This window comes from Blattabacterium cuenoti (assembly GCF_014251595.1).
Lineage (GTDB): Bacteria > Bacteroidota > Bacteroidia > Flavobacteriales > Blattabacteriaceae > Blattabacterium > Blattabacterium cuenoti_Q.
Map to the genome: position 1 here is coordinate 443,500 of NZ_CP059192.1, position 16,028 is coordinate 459,527.

At 23.8% G+C, this 16,028-nt stretch carries 18 protein-coding genes and 1 tRNA gene; 14 read left to right on the forward strand and 5 right to left on the reverse strand.

The features are described from left to right. The first annotated feature begins 32 nt into the window (after nucleotides 1-32). Genes nusB through H0H66_RS02195 form a run of 5 tightly spaced genes read left to right on the forward strand, consistent with a single transcriptional unit; the run spans nucleotide 33 to nucleotide 2,119 of the window. Entirely contained in the window at nucleotides 33-971 is a 939-nt protein-coding gene (gene nusB / locus H0H66_RS02180) for a transcription antitermination factor NusB (RefSeq protein ID WP_185857813.1), read from the forward strand. Nucleotides 972-1,002: 31 nt separating this feature from the next. Next, entirely contained in the window at nucleotides 1,003-1,356 is a 354-nt protein-coding gene (yajC, locus tag H0H66_RS02185; protein WP_185858245.1) for a preprotein translocase subunit YajC, read from the forward strand. Further along, nucleotides 1,334-1,699, forward strand: a complete 366-nt coding sequence (locus H0H66_RS03115; protein ID WP_262887072.1) for a dephospho-CoA kinase — start codon at nucleotides 1,334-1,336, stop codon at nucleotides 1,697-1,699. The genes yajC and H0H66_RS03115 overlap by 23 nt, the downstream gene beginning before the upstream one ends. A gap of 53 nt (nucleotides 1,700-1,752) precedes the next feature. After that, complete coding sequence (locus tag H0H66_RS03120; protein ID WP_262887076.1) at nucleotides 1,753-1,998, forward strand: dephospho-CoA kinase; 246 nt, start codon at nucleotides 1,753-1,755, stop codon at nucleotides 1,996-1,998. Next, complete coding sequence (locus H0H66_RS02195; RefSeq protein ID WP_185857814.1) at nucleotides 1,982-2,119, forward strand: 30S ribosomal protein THX; 138 nt, start codon at nucleotides 1,982-1,984, stop codon at nucleotides 2,117-2,119. Before H0H66_RS03120 ends, H0H66_RS02195 begins: the two co-directional genes overlap by 17 nt. Here H0H66_RS02195 and H0H66_RS02200 read toward each other — a convergent pair. Further along, complete coding sequence (locus tag H0H66_RS02200) at nucleotides 2,088-2,789, reverse strand: zinc metallopeptidase (RefSeq protein WP_185857815.1); 702 nt, start codon at nucleotides 2,787-2,789, stop codon at nucleotides 2,088-2,090. The genes H0H66_RS02195 and H0H66_RS02200 overlap by 32 nt on opposite strands. 84 nt (nucleotides 2,790-2,873) lie before the next feature. On the opposite strand from H0H66_RS02200, the gene H0H66_RS02205 reads away from it, so the two are divergent. Next, the gene (locus H0H66_RS02205; RefSeq protein WP_185857816.1) at nucleotides 2,874-4,166 is read left to right on the forward strand and encodes an NAD(P)/FAD-dependent oxidoreductase; all 1,293 of its coding nucleotides are present in this window, start codon (nucleotides 2,874-2,876) and stop codon (nucleotides 4,164-4,166) included. Here H0H66_RS02205 and H0H66_RS02210 read toward each other — a convergent pair. Together H0H66_RS02210 and H0H66_RS02215 are read right to left on the reverse strand one after the other, a co-directional pair. After that, nucleotides 4,159-5,220: a chorismate-binding protein gene (locus tag H0H66_RS02210; RefSeq protein WP_185857817.1), complete on the reverse strand. Its 1,062-nt coding sequence runs from the start codon at nucleotides 5,218-5,220 to the stop codon at nucleotides 4,159-4,161. The two genes, H0H66_RS02205 and H0H66_RS02210, sit on opposite strands and share 8 nt — an antisense overlap. 2 nt (nucleotides 5,221-5,222) lie before the next feature. Continuing rightward, the gene (locus H0H66_RS02215) at nucleotides 5,223-5,657 is read right to left on the reverse strand and encodes a hotdog fold thioesterase (protein ID WP_185857818.1); all 435 of its coding nucleotides are present in this window, start codon (nucleotides 5,655-5,657) and stop codon (nucleotides 5,223-5,225) included. A 108-nt stretch (nucleotides 5,658-5,765) separates the two neighbouring features. Between H0H66_RS02215 and idi the strand changes: the two genes are divergently transcribed. The 7 genes from idi to miaA all read left to right on the forward strand — a co-directional run bounded on the left by idi (nucleotide 5,766) and on the right by miaA (nucleotide 12,937). Then, nucleotides 5,766-6,314, forward strand: coding sequence for an isopentenyl-diphosphate Delta-isomerase (gene idi / locus H0H66_RS02220; protein WP_185857819.1), 549 nt, complete (start codon nucleotides 5,766-5,768; stop codon nucleotides 6,312-6,314). 2 nt (nucleotides 6,315-6,316) lie between these two features. After that, nucleotides 6,317-6,727, forward strand: coding sequence for a 6-carboxytetrahydropterin synthase (locus H0H66_RS02225; RefSeq protein ID WP_185857820.1), 411 nt, complete (start codon nucleotides 6,317-6,319; stop codon nucleotides 6,725-6,727). After that, nucleotides 6,714-7,823 (forward strand): glycine cleavage system aminomethyltransferase GcvT, encoded by a 1,110-nt coding sequence (gcvT, locus tag H0H66_RS02230; protein ID WP_394366938.1) that lies wholly within the window; start codon nucleotides 6,714-6,716, stop codon nucleotides 7,821-7,823. Before H0H66_RS02225 ends, gcvT begins: the two co-directional genes overlap by 14 nt. Nucleotides 7,824-7,941: 118 nt before the next feature. Beyond that, nucleotides 7,942-9,186 carry an MATE family efflux transporter gene (locus tag H0H66_RS02235; RefSeq protein WP_238785071.1) on the forward strand — a complete coding sequence of 415 codons (1,245 nt, stop codon included), beginning with the start codon at nucleotides 7,942-7,944 and terminating at the stop codon, nucleotides 9,184-9,186. Nucleotides 9,187-9,278: 92 nt separating this feature from the next. Continuing rightward, nucleotides 9,279-10,907, forward strand: coding sequence for a DEAD/DEAH box helicase (locus H0H66_RS02240; RefSeq protein WP_185857822.1), 1,629 nt, complete (start codon nucleotides 9,279-9,281; stop codon nucleotides 10,905-10,907). A gap of 12 nt (nucleotides 10,908-10,919) precedes the next feature. Then, a complete protein-coding gene (gene aroC / locus H0H66_RS02245; protein ID WP_185857823.1) occupies nucleotides 10,920-12,005 on the forward strand; it encodes a chorismate synthase in 1,086 nt (361 codons plus the stop codon). Further along, the gene (gene miaA, locus H0H66_RS02250; protein ID WP_185858247.1) at nucleotides 12,002-12,937 is read left to right on the forward strand and encodes a tRNA (adenosine(37)-N6)-dimethylallyltransferase MiaA; all 936 of its coding nucleotides are present in this window, start codon (nucleotides 12,002-12,004) and stop codon (nucleotides 12,935-12,937) included. The genes aroC and miaA overlap by 4 nt, the downstream gene beginning before the upstream one ends. Here miaA and H0H66_RS02255 read toward each other — a convergent pair. Next, nucleotides 12,897-12,972, reverse strand: a tRNA-Val gene (locus tag H0H66_RS02255). The genes miaA and H0H66_RS02255 overlap by 41 nt on opposite strands. Nucleotides 12,973-13,009: 37 nt before the next feature. Beyond that, on the reverse strand, nucleotides 13,010-14,260 hold the full coding sequence (locus tag H0H66_RS02260; RefSeq protein ID WP_185857824.1) for a bifunctional folylpolyglutamate synthase/dihydrofolate synthase: 1,251 nt from the start codon (nucleotides 14,258-14,260) through the stop codon (nucleotides 13,010-13,012). Nucleotides 14,261-14,344: 84 nt separating this feature from the next. On the opposite strand from H0H66_RS02260, the gene glnS reads away from it, so the two are divergent. Next, entirely contained in the window at nucleotides 14,345-16,027 is a 1,683-nt protein-coding gene (glnS, locus tag H0H66_RS02265) for a glutamine--tRNA ligase (RefSeq protein WP_185858248.1), read from the forward strand. Nucleotide 16,028 lies beyond the last annotated feature (1 nt).

Consider the following 16,028-nt stretch of genomic DNA (forward strand, 5'->3'; position numbering starts at 1 on the left):
TGCATAAAAAATCAACATTATTATAATCAAAAATGTCAATTAGACGACACTTTAGAATAAGAAGTTTACAATTTTTATATGCTCAATATTTATCTAAAATGGATTCAAATAAAGTTGAAAAAAATATGCTTCAAAGTATTGAATCATTGCATAATTTGTACATTTTTTTTCTTTATTTAATTTTGAAAATTAGAGAAAATGCTTTAAAAAAAAATTATTTTTTTAATAATAATAACGAAAGAAATATCATACAAAAATTTGCATGTAATTCAGTCATAAAAATTTTATCCAAAAATAAATATTTAGCAGAAGAATATCATTCTACAAAAAATTCGGAAAAAATTTTATGGAAGCAACAAGACGAATATATCTTTATATTGTTGCAAGAAATGCAAAAATATGATTTTTGCTCTAAATATTCTAGAACAAATTCTTCTTCTTTTGAAGAAGAAAAAAGATTTTTAATAAAATATTATAAAAATTTTATTATTCCAAATAAAAAATTGGGAGAATATATAGAAGATTTATACTACTTTAACGGAGAAGAAAATTTATACATAGCGCATACTATGGTATGTAAAACTTTACAGTTTATAAATCATTCTACACCAAAAAATTTTAAATTATATAATATTTATAAAAATAATGACAATAGAAAATTTATCATCGATTTGTATCGAAATACAATTTTTCATAAAGAAGAATTTAATAATTTAATTAATGACATATCGAATAATTGGGATATAAAAAGAATTGCAATTATAGATTTAATTATATTGCAAATGGCAATTTGTGAATTTTTATATTTTCCAAATATACCGCCCAAAGCAACTATGAATGAATATATAGAAATTACAAAAATATTTTGTATGGAAAAAAGTAAAATTTTTATTAATGGTATATTAGATCAAATATTTAAATTTTTATATAAAAAAAATAAAATATTCAAAATCGGAAAAGGACTAATGTAAAATTTACTCAAAAAAAAATAATATGATTTTTATGTTTTTTTCATTACAACAAAATTCTATTACAAACACCATTTGGATGTTCGTTTTGATTTTCATTATATTTTATTTTTTCATGATACGTCCTCAAATAAAAAAACAAAAAATCGAAAAAAAATTTCAGGAAAATTTAAAAATAGGAAATTACATCGTAACGAATTCAGGAATACATGGTAAAATCACAGATATTACAGATCATTTTTGTATACTAGAAACTGTTACAGGAAAAATAAAATTTGAAAAAAATACAATATCAAAAGAATTAACACAATTACGTTATCATCATAATCATGCTAATAATAATAATCAAAAAAAAACTATAAGTTATGATCAAAAAAATAAAGAATAGAAAAATAAAATTAGTAGGTATAACGGGAAAAATGGGATCTGGTAAAAGTTTATTTACTTCCTTTTTTTGTGAAAAAGGTGTCCCTATTTATTATTCAGATCAAAGAGGAAAAATATTAATGAATCAAATAGAAATTATAAAACAAAATATCATAAAATATTTTGGAAAAAATTCTTATGATAAAAAAAATCAAATAAATAAAACTTATTTATCTAATATTGTATTTAAATATCCTACTGCATTAAAATTATTATGTAATATTGTACATCCATGGGTTTTTCTTGATTTTCAACAATGGATATCATCTCTAACACAAGATCATAAAAAAAAATATTATATGTAATCAAAGAATCCGCTATTTTATTTGAAAGTCAAAGTTATAAAGAATGTGATTTTATTATTACTATAATTTCATCCCAAAAAAATATAATCAAAAGAATAATAAAAAGAGATAATTTAAATGAAAATCAAATTATAAATCGTTTAAAAAATCAAATATCTAATAAGAAAAGAAAAAAAAGATCTAATCTTATTATTCATAATTATTTATCTACGTATCATTTAAAAAATCAAGCAAAAAAAACACATCGATTATTAAAAAAACTAATTATACAAAAAAATCAATATGGGGAAAGGAGATAAAAAAACTAGAAGAGGAAAAATAAGAAATAAAACTTATGGAAATCTTCGTCCAAATCCAAGAAATTCCAACAAAAAGAAAAAAAAAATAATTAAAAATGTTCATCTTTTTTATCACCAGTAAAAATAGACAAAAAATATATTAATTGAGCTAAACTACCTAAAGCAGAAACAACATAAGTCATAGCAGCCCAATTTAGTGATTCTTTTGCTTTATGATATTCTTGATGATTTACTACATTTTTATTTCTAAGCCAAGTTAAAGCTCGATTACTAGCATCAAACTCTATAGGTAGAGTGATTAAAGAAAAAACCACAACCAAAAAAAATAAACCTATTCCTAATTTAAGAATTAAAGAATCTTTTCCTCCTGAACTATAAAAAACAGTCAATCCAGACATTATTGCTATGTTCACAAATCTAGAACTAAAATTTAGAATGGGAATTAAATGATTTCGTAATTTTAATAAATTATAGCCTAATCTATGTTGTAAAGCATGACCACATTCATGAGCAGATACTGCAACGGCAGCTGCCGTTTTATCGTTATAAACTTTTTCACTTAAGTTAATTGTTTTATTCATAGGATTATAATGATCAGTTAATTCCCCTTCAACAGAAAGGACCTTAACATCCCATATTCCATGATCAGTTAACATTTTTTCTGCTATTTCTTTTCCACTCATATGTGAATCTAAATAAAGTTTAGAATAAACTCTGAATTTATTTTTTAATATTGTATTCACAATAAGACTTATCAAAAAAGTAATTCCAACAATTAAATAGTAAGTCATAAAATTTGTTTTTAAACAAAATTATTAATTTATAAATTAAAATGAAAATATATATAAATTAGCTTATATGTCAAACCTCTGACTATGAATATACCAAGAGTAAACCATCTAAAAAGAGTCGTTATTATTGGTTCTGGATTCGCTGGATTACAAGTAGCGAAAAAATTAAGAAGAGATAAATTTCAAGTAGTTCTTATAGATAAAAATAATTATCATACTTTTCAACCTTTATTATATCAAGTAGCGACAGCAGGATTAGAACCAGATTCTATAGCACATTCTATTAGAAATATTATTAGAAAAACTAAAAACTTCTTTTTTAGATTGGCTATTGTCCATTCTATTAACACAAAGGAGCAAAAAGTATATACAAATGTAGGAGATTTATCCTATGATTATTTAATTATGGCTACAGGGTCTGTTACCAATTATTTTGGAAATAAAAACATAGAATCTTTTGCTTTACCCATGAAATCTATTCCAGAAGCTTTAAATTTAAGAAGTCTTATTTTACAAGATTTTGAATCCGCTTTATTAACAAAAAATAAGAAGAAAAAAGAAAGACTTATGACTTTCGTTATTGTAGGTGGAGGACCTACTGGAGTTGAATTAGCTGGAGCTTTAGCTGAAATGAAAAAATATGTTTTACCTCATGATTATCCTGATTTAGACATTCAATATATGAATATTCATTTGTTACAAGCTACTTCTAGATTATTAGATGGAATGTCTAAACAATCAGCTCAACAAGCTTACAAAAATTTGGAAAAATTGGGTGTTATTATTTGGCTTAATTGTTTAGTTAAAGATTATAATGGAGAAATAGTTTTTATGGAAAAAAATCAAAAAATAGAATCTTCAAATGTAATATGGGCAGCAGGAGTTAAAGGCGCTATAATGAAAGGTTTTTTAAAAGAAGATATAGAAGGAAATAGAATTTTAGTAGATAATTATCTTAAGACTATAAGATATAAAAATATTTTTGCGATTGGAGATGTAGCTTATATGAATGATAATAAACATTATCCAAATGGTCATCCTATGACAGCTCAACCTGCTATACAACAAGGTAATTATTTAGCTAAAAACTTAAATTATTTTTTATTTTTAGATAACTCAAAAATGAAACCTTTTGTTTACAAAAATTTGGGTTCTATGGCAACCATAGGTAGAAATAAAGCCGTGTGTGATTTCCCTTATTTAAAACTAAAAGGTTTTTTGGCGTGGATTGTATGGATGTTTGTTCATTTAGTCAGCTTAGTTGGTTTTAGAAATAGAGTAATAGCTTTAACAAATTGGATTATTCAATACTTTCATTATCATAAAAGTGTACGTCTAATTATAAGACCATTTCATAGAAAAAAAAAAATTATTTGAAAATAAGTTGAGAAAGAATATTTTTCATTTTATTTTCTGTTTCCATATACTCTTGATGGATATTACTATCCATAGTAATTCCGCTGCCAGCATATAAAGTCATTTCTTTTTGGTCTTCTTTTATTCTTACACATCTTAAATTAAGATATAATTCCATATTATTTTTATGAACGATTCCAATGTATCCTGTATAAAAATTTCTTTTGTATCCTTCATATTTATGAATAAAATCTAAAGATTTGATTTTTGGAAATCCACATATAGAAGGAGTTGGATATAAACGATTTAATATTTCATAATAATTAGGATTATTATAAAAAGAAAAAAAAATTGGAGTTTCTAAATGTTTTAAATGCCCTACTTTTATGATTTTAGTTTTTTTTATATAAATATATCCTTTATAAGATTTTAATAAATGAATAATATATCTTACTACAATTTTATGCTCTTCTATTTCTTTTTTTGTCCATTTATTAGATCCCCAAATTGTTCCTGCTAAAGCTGGAATTTTTAATTGTTTATTATAACATTTCATTAATAATTCAGGAGTACATCCTATCCAAAATCCATGATGAAAATCATACCAAAGACTAATTAAAGCATTAGGATACGTATAGATTAATTTTATAAATGTATTTTTAAAATAAAAATGACGAAAAGGTATTTTAATAAATCTGGATAAAACAACTTTTTTGAAAAATCCTTTTTTTATATTTTGAACGGCTTTTTTTATTAAATTTTTATATTCGCAAGAATATGTTAAAGTTAAAAAGGAAGAATTTTGTTCCCAAAAAGATGAAAAAATATTCTCTTTTTTGTGAAAATATTTATGAATATCCACACAATAAACTTTTTTGGGGTATATTTTTATGGTATAATCGTAATTAAAATTTTTAATTAAAAAAAATTTTCCATTTCTATATATAGAATCATAATGAGAATAAAAAAATATTTTTTTATCATAAGGTTTTCTGAAAATAACAAAATTATTATGGTTAAAATAATTTTTAATAATTTTTTTATACAAAGAAAAAACACTGATTTTTACTGACATATTTATTTTTTGGTAATTATAATATTAGTTAGCTTACAAAAGCTAATAATGGTTTTTTTTTCATTATAAATATTAACTTTGACAAAATGTAAAGAATTTCCTTTATGAAAAATTTTAGCTTTGGCAAACAAAATTCCTTTTTTTGTAGATCGAACATGATTGGCAGAAATTTCAATACTAAAAACATTAAAATTATCTTTTTTTTCGTTTTTTATATTGATAAAAGAAATAGAACTTCCAACACTTTCAGCTAAAATCATAGTCGCTCCTCCATGTAGATATCCAAATGGCTGAAACATTTTATGATCTATAGGCATTTTTGCTATCAAAGTATCCAATTTAGGAGATAAAAAAATAAATTGAATCTTCATCATGTTTATCAATGTATTTTTTTTTAAATCGTTTAGTTCATTTAATAATTCTTGAATATGTTTCATAACATAATATAAAAATCAACAATGTGAAATTCATTATGTCAATCAATTTACATTATTACATAATAATTATTTTATCTATTTCTTAAAAAGAATACAAATACGAAAAATATGAAAAAAAAAAAACAATACGATAAAAACGATGAAAATCTTATTCCTTTAATTGGAATGGAAAATAAAATTATAGGATTTGAAAAAAAAGAAAAAATTCATATCGAAGGACTATTACATAGTGCTGTTTCTGTTTTTATTTTTAATTTAAAAAATGATTTAATGTTGCAAAAAAGATCTTCAAAAAAATATCATTCTTCCTTGCTTTGGACCAATACTTGTTGCAGTCATCCCAAAAAAAACGAATCTGTTTTAAAAGCAGCACATCGTTGCTTGATAGAAGAAATGGGTTTTGATTGTTTTTTAGAACAACGATTCAGTTTCACTTACCATAAGTGTTTTAATAATGGATTAATAGAAAATGAATTAGATCATGTTTTTGTCGGATATTATGAAAAATCTCCAACTATAAATTTTAAAGAAGTCGATAATTGGAAATGGATATCATTAAAAAAATTAATTGAAAATATCCATGCTTATCCAGATTCTTATACCATTTGGTTAAAAATTATTGTTCAAAATTATTTAAATCAATTAAAATATATTTAAATATGATAGCTACCATAAGCAGAAAAGGATATTTTAGTGCATCACACAGACTTTACAATAATCATTGGGATAATCAAAAAAATATTGAAATATTTGGAAAATGTTCACATTTAAATTATCATGGACATAATTATCAATACATTGTAAGTCTCACAGGAAAAATTGATGCGGAAACAGGTTTTGTTTTCAATTTACAAAAATTGAAAAATATTCTTTATGAAGAAATAGAGAAAATTTTTGATCATAAAAACATTAATTTAGACATCAAAGAATTTTCATCGATCAATCCAACTATAGAAAATGTAGTTATTTTCATGTGGAATAAAATAAATAAAAAAATACCTTCAGATTTTCATTTAAAAATAACATTATACGAAACGGAAAATAATTTTGTTGAATATGATGGAAAATAATAAAAATATTATAAAAACAATTTTATATGACAATCATGTCAATTTAGGAGCAAAAATGGTTAACTATTCCGGATTTTATATGCCACTTCAATATACTTCTTCTTTAATAGAACATATGCATGTAAGAAATTATGCTGGAATTTTTGATGTAAGTCATATGGGAAAATTTATATTAAAAGGAAAACACTCTGAAGATTTAATTCAATATTTAACCACAAATGATTTATCTAAAATAAAGACAGGACAAGCTCAATATAGTTGTTTAATTAATGATAAAGGAGGAATTATAGATGATTTAGTTATTTATAAAATATCAAAAGAAAAATTTTTGATTATAGTTAATTCTATTAATATAGAAAAAAATAAAAAATGGATAAATGATCATATTAATAAAAAATATCATAATATAGAATTGATAGATACTTCTAGAAAGTATTCTTTATTAGCTATTCAAGGACCATTATCGTTATTTTATGCTCAAAAGTTTACAAATATTTCATTAGAAGAAATTTGTTTTTATCATTTTAAAATAGGCGAATTTTCAGGAATAAAAGATGTATTAATTTCTCGTACAGGATACACAGGATCTAAAGGGGTAGAAATTTATGTTTCCAATGAAAATGTAAAAAAAATATGGAATGATGTTTTAAAAATAAAAAAAATAATTCCTTGTGGAATAGCAAGTAGAAATTCATTAAGGTTAGAAATGGGATACAGATTATATGGACAAGATATATCTGAAAATATAACCCCTGTAGAAGCTGGTTTATCTTGGATAATTAAATTTGAGAAAGAATTTATAGCAAAAAGAATATTACAGAAACAAAAAAAAGAAGGAAAATATAAAAGATTAATATCTTTTCTTGTTGAAGAAAAAAACAAAATTCCAAGACAAGGACATTTATTAGTAGATGAAAATGAAAAAACCATTGGTTATGTAACTTCTGGTTCCTTCTCTCCAGTTCTAAAAAAAGGCATTGGGATAGGATATTTTTTTAAAAATCAAAAAGAAATAAATTCTGTATTTATTATTATAAGAAAAAAGAAAATATCTATTAAGATGGTTAAATTACCTTTCATCAAAATAAATCATTAAAAAATAAATAAAAAAAAACATAATATATTTAAAACATATTAAAAAAAATTTTTTGTTAGCTATTCCTATATTTTTTACTCAATTAGGTGTAATCTGTGTAGGATTATCTGATAATATGATGGTAGGTTTTTTAGGAAAAAAAGCTTTAGCTTCAGTTTCGTTGGCTAATTCTGTTTTTTTTATTGTCATTATTTTTGGATTGGGAATATCTACAGCAATTTCTTCTTTAATAGCATCAATAGATGTAAAACAAGAATATAAAAAAGGGGCTATTATTTTTCACCATGGATTAATTTTAAATTTTTTTCTATCCATATTTATGTATGGATTCATACATATATTTTGTTATATTTTTCCATACTTAAAACAACCTAAAGAAATACTAAATGAAACAATTTATTTTTTGAAAATAGTATCCATATCTCTTATTCCTTGGATGATTTTTGAAGTTTTTAGAAAATTTTCAGAAGGATTATCTTTAGTCCTTCCTAGTTTAATTATAACTTGGATTTCTGCTTTTATTAATATTATACTAAATTATATTTTTCTTTACGGAAAATGTGGTTTTTCGAAATTAGGGATTATTGGCGTTGCTTATGCAACTTTAATATCTCGTACTTTTATGCTGATAGGTATTTTTATTTTTTTGTATAAATATAAAAAAGTACATAACTATTACAATCAATTAAAATATTTTTTTTTTGATAAAAAATATATAAAAAAAATATTGAAAATAGGAATTCCGTCTGGATTACATATGTTGTTTGAAATGTGTGCTTTTGCCATTTCCTCTTTTATATCAGGTAAATGTGGAGTTAAAGTATTGGCGGCTCATCAAATAGTTTTAAATTTAGTTTCTTCTACTTTTCTTTTAAGTACAGGTTTATCTGTGGCTGCTACAGTGAGGATAGGAAATCAATTCGCTCTAAAAAATTATTTAGAATTAAAAATAATAGGAAAATCTATTTTTTTTATGGGAGGAATTCTTATGTTGATTTGCAGTTTTTTATTTTTCTTCTTAAAAAGTTATATTCCTTATATTTATATAAAAAATGATGATGAAGTTATTAAACTTGCAGAAAAAATGATTATGATTGCTAGTTTTTTTCAATTATCTGATGGATTACAAGGAATTATTCTTGGAGCATTAAGAGGATTACAAGACGTTCATATTCCTATGTGGATCAGTTTTTTTTCTTATTGTATAATTGCTATACCTACAGCATGGTTTTTATCAATTAAAATGGGAGGAATAGGAGTGTGGATTGGATTAGGTATAGGATTAACTATATCTGCTATATTGCTTTTTATCAGATATAAAACAATAATTCAAAAATTACTCAAAAAAAGTACAATAATTTAATATTCAATAATATACTATTCATATTAAATATCTATATTTGTCATGTAATATATGGATATTAAAAATTTTAATAGTATTTTTACCATTCTTTTATGAAAACATTTCAAGAATACGGTCTTCTCAACAAGAATATAATTCAAGCTATAGAAGAACTTGGTTTTAAGTATCCAACTCCGATACAAGATAAAGTAATTCCTTTTTTATTGTCTTCAAAAAAAGATATTATAGCATTAGCTCAAACTGGAACAGGAAAAACAGCAGCTTTTGGTCTTCCCATTATTCAACAAATAAATATTAAATCCAATTTTACTCAATCTTTAATTTTGTGTCCTACAAGAGAATTGTGTATACAAATTACACGAGATCTTTGTCGTTTTTCAAAATTTTCATCATTGATAAAAATTGTTTCATTATATGGAGGTGCTAACATTAATTCTCAAATTCAATCTTTGAAAAAACAAACTCATATCGTAGTTGGAACTCCAGGAAGAATTATTGATTTAATCCAAAGAAAAAAATTATTTTTTGATAAAATTAAATGTTTAGTACTTGATGAAGCCGATGAAATGCTAAATATGGGATTTAAAGATGAATTAGATTCTATAATAGAAAAATTACCAAAAAAAAGACAAAGTCTCTTATTTTCGGCTACAATGTCTAGATATATAAACGTTATAGCTCATAAATATTTAACAGATCCTGTAGAAATTGTTACAGGTAAAAAAAATATAGGTTCAGATGATGTAAAACATGTTTATTATATAATTGAAAATTTAAATAAAAAATATTTAACCTTAAAAAGGATTGTAGATATTAATCCTGATATTTTTGGTATTATATTTTGCAATACTAAAAAAGAAACTAAAGAAATAGCCGAATCTTTAATAAAAGATGGTTATAACGTAGACGCTTTACATGGAGATCTTTCGCAAACACAACGCGAGTCTGTGATGAATAGATTTAGAAACAAAAATTTGCAATTTCTTGTAGCAACAGATGTTGCTGCTCGTGGATTAGATGTAAATAATATTACTCATATTATTAATTATAATCTCCCAAAAGAAAGTGAAATTTATGTTCATAGAAGTGGACGTACTGGAAGAGCTGGAAATACAGGAATTTCGGTTTGTATTATTCAATACAAAGAAATTAAAAATTTAAGAGAATTTGAAAAAAAACTTGGAAAAAATTTTGACCGAATCATGGTTCCTACTGGAGAAGAAATATGCGAAAAACAATTATTTTTTTTTGTAGAAAAGATAAAAAAAGTAATTGTTGATGAAAAAATAATGAATAAATTCCTTCCTGAAATACAAAAAAAATTAGAATTTTTTGATAAAAAAGAATTAATAAAACGTTTTTCCTGGATAAAATTCAATCATTTTATGAATTTTTATAAAAATTCTCAAGATTTAAATCCTATTTTTTATAAAAAAACACAAAATAAAAAAAGAATTTTTTTAAGAACAAAAAAATTTAAGAAAGAATCTTTCTCAAAACTTTTTTTAAATATCGGATCTAAAGATAAACTGACAAAATTAGGATTAATAAATTTAATCAATCAAGCTGTTAATAAATCACGTATTAATATTGGTCATATAGAAATTTTATCAAATTCTTCATTATTTGAAGTGGAAAAACGTTATAGAGATAAAATATTAATAGGAATGAGTAGAATAAGTCATCTAGGAAGACCCCTTTCGATAGAAATTAAAAACTGAATTTTTTTTGTTATGGCAGGAAATATTTTTGGAAATTTGTTCAGAGTTAGCACTTTCGGAGAAAGTCATGGAATAGCATTAGGTGGAGTGATTGATGGATGTCCAGCAGGAATAAAATTAAATATTAAAGAAATTCAATATGAATTAAATAGAAGAAAACCAGGACAATCATCTATTGTCACTCAAAGAAATGAACCTGATAAAGTTGATTTTTTATCCGGAATTTTTAATAATAAAACGACAGGAACTCCCATTGGATTTATTATTTATAATAAAGATCACCAGTCATATGATTATGATCATATTCGAGAAGTTTATCGTCCATCACATTCAGATTTGACATACGAAAAAAAATATGGAATAAGAGATTACAGAGGAGGAGGGCGGTCTTCTGCAAGAGAAACAATATGTCGAGTAGTAGCTGGGGCTATTGCTAAACAATTAATCAAAAATATTACAATTACATCTTATGTTTCTTCTGTAGGAGATATATCCATAAATAAATCTTATCAAGAACTAGATTTATCCAGAGAATCAATAGAAAAAAATTCGATAAGATGTCCTGATCCAGACACTGCAGAAAAAATGATATCTAAAATAAAAAAAACAAAAAGTCAAGGAGATACAATAGGAGGAATAATCACTTGTGTGATAAAAAATATTCCAATAGGAATTGGAGAACCTGTTTTTGACAAATTGCATGCTGAATTGGGAAAAGCGATGCTTTCAATTAATGCTGTAAAAGGTTTTGAATATGGGAGTGGATTTGATGGAACAAAACTAACTGGTTCTCAACACAATGATTTATTTCAAAAAGATGAAAAAACTAAAACAAATTTATCTGGAGGGATACAAGGAGGTATTTCAAATGGAATGGATATTTATTTTAGAATTGCATTTAAACCTGTAGCAACAATAATGAAAAAACAAAAAACTATAGATAAACATGGAAATTTTGTTCTTATGGAAGGAAAAGGAAGACATGATCCTTGTGTATTGCCTCGTGCAATTCCTATTGTTGAATCTATGACAGCTTTAGTTTTAGCCGATTATTGGATGTATACTAAATTATCTAAATATTCTTCAATTATAAATTGAATCAAAAATATCTTATTTTTATTTTAGGCCCAACCTGTGTAGGAAAAACTAATCTTTCCTTATTTTTAGCTGAAAAATTTAAAACTGAAATTTTATCCAGTGATTCTAGACAATTTTATAAAGAATTAAAAATAGGAACTTCTATGCCAACTACAAAAGAACTATATAGTGTTCCTCATCATTTTATTGGACATTTGAGTATTCATCATACTTATAATGCCAAATTATTTGAAATAGATTCTTTGAATAAGATTTCAGAGTTATTTACTAAACATTCCATATTAATTATGGTAGGAGGATCTAGTTTATATGAAAAAGCAGTAACAGAAGGATTATCTGAATTTCCTAAAATCAATTCTAATGTTAGAAATCGTTTGATTTATTATTTTAAAAAAAATGGAATTTCCTTTTTACAAAAAGAATTTCTCAAAATTCAAAAAAAAAATGAATCAATAGATATTGATAATCCTAGACGTTTAATTCGATACTTAGAAATATTTAGATCTACAGGAAAAAATCCTTCTTTTTTTTACACACATAAAAAAAAAAGAAATTTTATAATTTTAAAAATAGGATTAACAATTCCAAGATATGAAATTTATTCCAGAATAAATGATAGAGTAGATTACATGATGAAAATAGGTTTGTTAGATGAAGCAAAACTCTATTATCATTATAGAAATTTAAATAGTTTAAAAACTATAGGATATAAAGAAATATTTGATTTTTTTTCTAAAGAAAAAAATGATTTAAATGAAAGTATAGAAGAAATAAAAAAAAACACCAGAAGATATGCAAAAAAACAGTTTACCTGGTATAGGAAAGATCCGTCAATTATATGGTTTCATCCAAAAGAAAAAGATAAAATATTAAATTTTATTTTAAAAATAATGGGCAATACTGGATTCGAACCAGTGACCTCCTGCTTGTAAAACAGATGCTCTAAACCAAACTGAGCTAATTGCCCTATCTGTTCTTCGTATTTATTCAAATGTAAGAATAAATTATTTATAATATAACAAAATTTCAGATACAACAAACGTACTTCCACTGATTAAAATTAAATCATTTTTATTGGCTTTTTTTTTAGCAGACAAAAAAGCTGTTTTCACAGAAGTAAAAAAATTTATTTTATCACAATTTTTAAATATTTTATTAACCAACATAGTTAAATCATGAATAGAATATTTTCTATCTATATCAGGTTGACAAAAATAATAAAAAGATTCAATGGGAAAATATTTTAATAAATTATCTACTTTTTTTTCTTTTACAAAACCTAAAACTAGGTGTAGTTTTTTATATGATTCTTTTTTTAACTGTTGATTGATTGCATATACCCCTCCTTCATTATGAGCAATATCACAAATAATTTTTGGATTTTCTTTTTGTAAAATGTGCCATCTTCCTTTAAATTTAGTATTTTTAATTACATTTTTTAATCCTTTTTTAATAGATCGATTAGAGATAATAATATTTTTTCTGTGATGCAAAATATTGACAATTTTTAATACTACGCTTCGATTGAAATTTTGATAATCTGCTTTAAAAGGTATTTTATATTGAAAATCTTTTGTAGTATTTACAGAAATATAAATTGGAGCATTTTTTTTTAAAGCTTCTTTAAAAAAAAGAAATCGAACGTCTTTTGATATTTGTCTTCCTATTATTACTGATACATTTTTTTTTATAATTCCAGCTTTTTCCAAAGCAATTTGAAATTGATTATTTCCAAGAGTTTCTGTATGATCTATACTAATATTTGTAATTACAGATATTTCTGGATTTATTATATTTGTAGAATCTAATCGTCCTCCCATTCCTACCTCAATAATTGCTATATTTACCTTTTTTTCTTTAAAATATTGAAAAGCTAAAGCGGTATTCATTTCAAAAAATGAAATTTTTTCTTGTTCTATAAATTTTTTATTTTCATTTATAAAATCTATTATGAATTCTTTTTCTATCAAAAATCCATTCCAGGTTATTCTTTCTCTAAAATCTATTAAATGAGGAGAAGTAAATAGCCCAATATTATATTTTTCTTCTTGTAAAATAGAAGATAACATGTGAACTGTTGATCCTTTTCCATTTGTTCCACCTACGTGAATAGTTTTAAAAAAATTTTGTGGATTTCCTAAATAAGAACAAAAATTATGTATTCTCTTCAAACCTGGTTTATACGATCTCAATCCTATTTCTTGATAGATTGGAAGACGTTTCAAAATCCATTGAACTGTTTCTGTATAATTCAAATATTAATATATTAAAAATAACATAGCAAAAATATATTTTTTTCAAAAAATTGATTATATTCGTATCATAACTAATTTGTAATTATTGTAATAAAATCACATATACATTTTATTGAAAAAATTATAGAAGAAGATATAAAAAATGGACTTCCTATAAAAAAAATTAAATTTCGTTTTCCTCCTGAACCCAATGGGTTTCTTCATATTGGACATATAAAAGCTATATGTTTAAATTTTGAGTTAGGAATAAAATATAAATCTCCAATTAATTTAAGATTTGATGATACTAATCCTATAGGAGAAAATAGAACTTTTATAGAATCTATAAAAAAAGACATTCTTTTTTTAGGATTTCATTGGGATCAGGAAAGTTATGCTTCAGATTATTTTCCTCAACTTTATAAATGGGCTATAAAGTTAATTAAAAAGAATAAAGCTTATGTAGATGATCAATCTCAAAATATTATCCAATTTCAAAGGAAAAATCCTTTTGAAATTGGAATTAATAGTGATTATAGAAATAGATCTATAGAAGAAAATTTGTTTTTATTCGAAAAAATGAAAAATGGATCCTTTAAAGAAGGGGCTTGTGTTTTAAGAGCTAAAATTAATATGAGTTCTTCAAATATGAATATGCGAGATCCAATTATGTACAGAATTTTACAAAAAAAACATCATAGAACTGGATATAAATGGTGTATTTATCCTACTTATGATTGGACACATGGTTTATGTGATTATATAGAACAAATATCTCATTCTTTATGTTCATTAGAATTTGAAAATAGACGTCCTTTATATAACTGGTATTTAGATCATATTTATATTGATAATAATGATCAAATTAGGCCTAAACAAATAGAATTCTCAAGATTAAATTTAAGTCATACTATAACGAGTAAAAGAAAAATTCAATATTTAATTAAAAAAGGAATTATTCAATCTTGGGACGACCCACGTATTTTCACAATATCTGGATTACGTCGTAAAGGATATACTTCTATTGCTTTAAAAAATTTTATTCATAAAATAGGAATTACAAAAAGAAATAATATTATAGACATATCTTTTTTAGAATTTTGGATTAGAAAACATTTAAATAAAATAGCTACTAGGGTTATGGTTGTATTACATCCAATTAAATTAATCATAGACAATTATTTAAATACGAGAACTGAATGGATGGAAGCAGAAAATAATCCAGAAGATTCTAATTTTGGAAATAGAAAAATTCCTTTTTCTAAATATATATATATTGAAGAAAATGACTTTTTAGAAAAAGAAAAGAAAAATTTTTTTCGTCTATGTCTTGGAAAAGAAGTTCGACTTAAAAATGCTTATATCATAAAAGCAAATTATATAAGAAAAAATTCTGAAGGAAAAATAAAAGAAATACATTGTACTTATGATCCCAAAAGCAAGTCTGGAAAAAGAAATAAAACTCAAGAAAAAAGAAGAGTAAAAAGTACTTTACATTGGGTCTCTATAAAACATTTTTTTCCTATAAAGATTAATTTATACAATTCTCTTTTTTTTAAAAAAAATACAGATGATATTAATTTTGATAAACATATCAATCCTACATCAAAAAATCAAATTATAGGTTATGCTGAGCCTTATTTAAAGGAAGCAAAAAAAGGAGATCATTTTCAATTCCAAAGAATTGGATATTTTTATGTGGATAGTGAGATGATTCACAATAAAGAAAAAATTGTTTTTAATCAAACAGTATCTATAAAAAACCAATGGGAAAAATATAACTTATAAA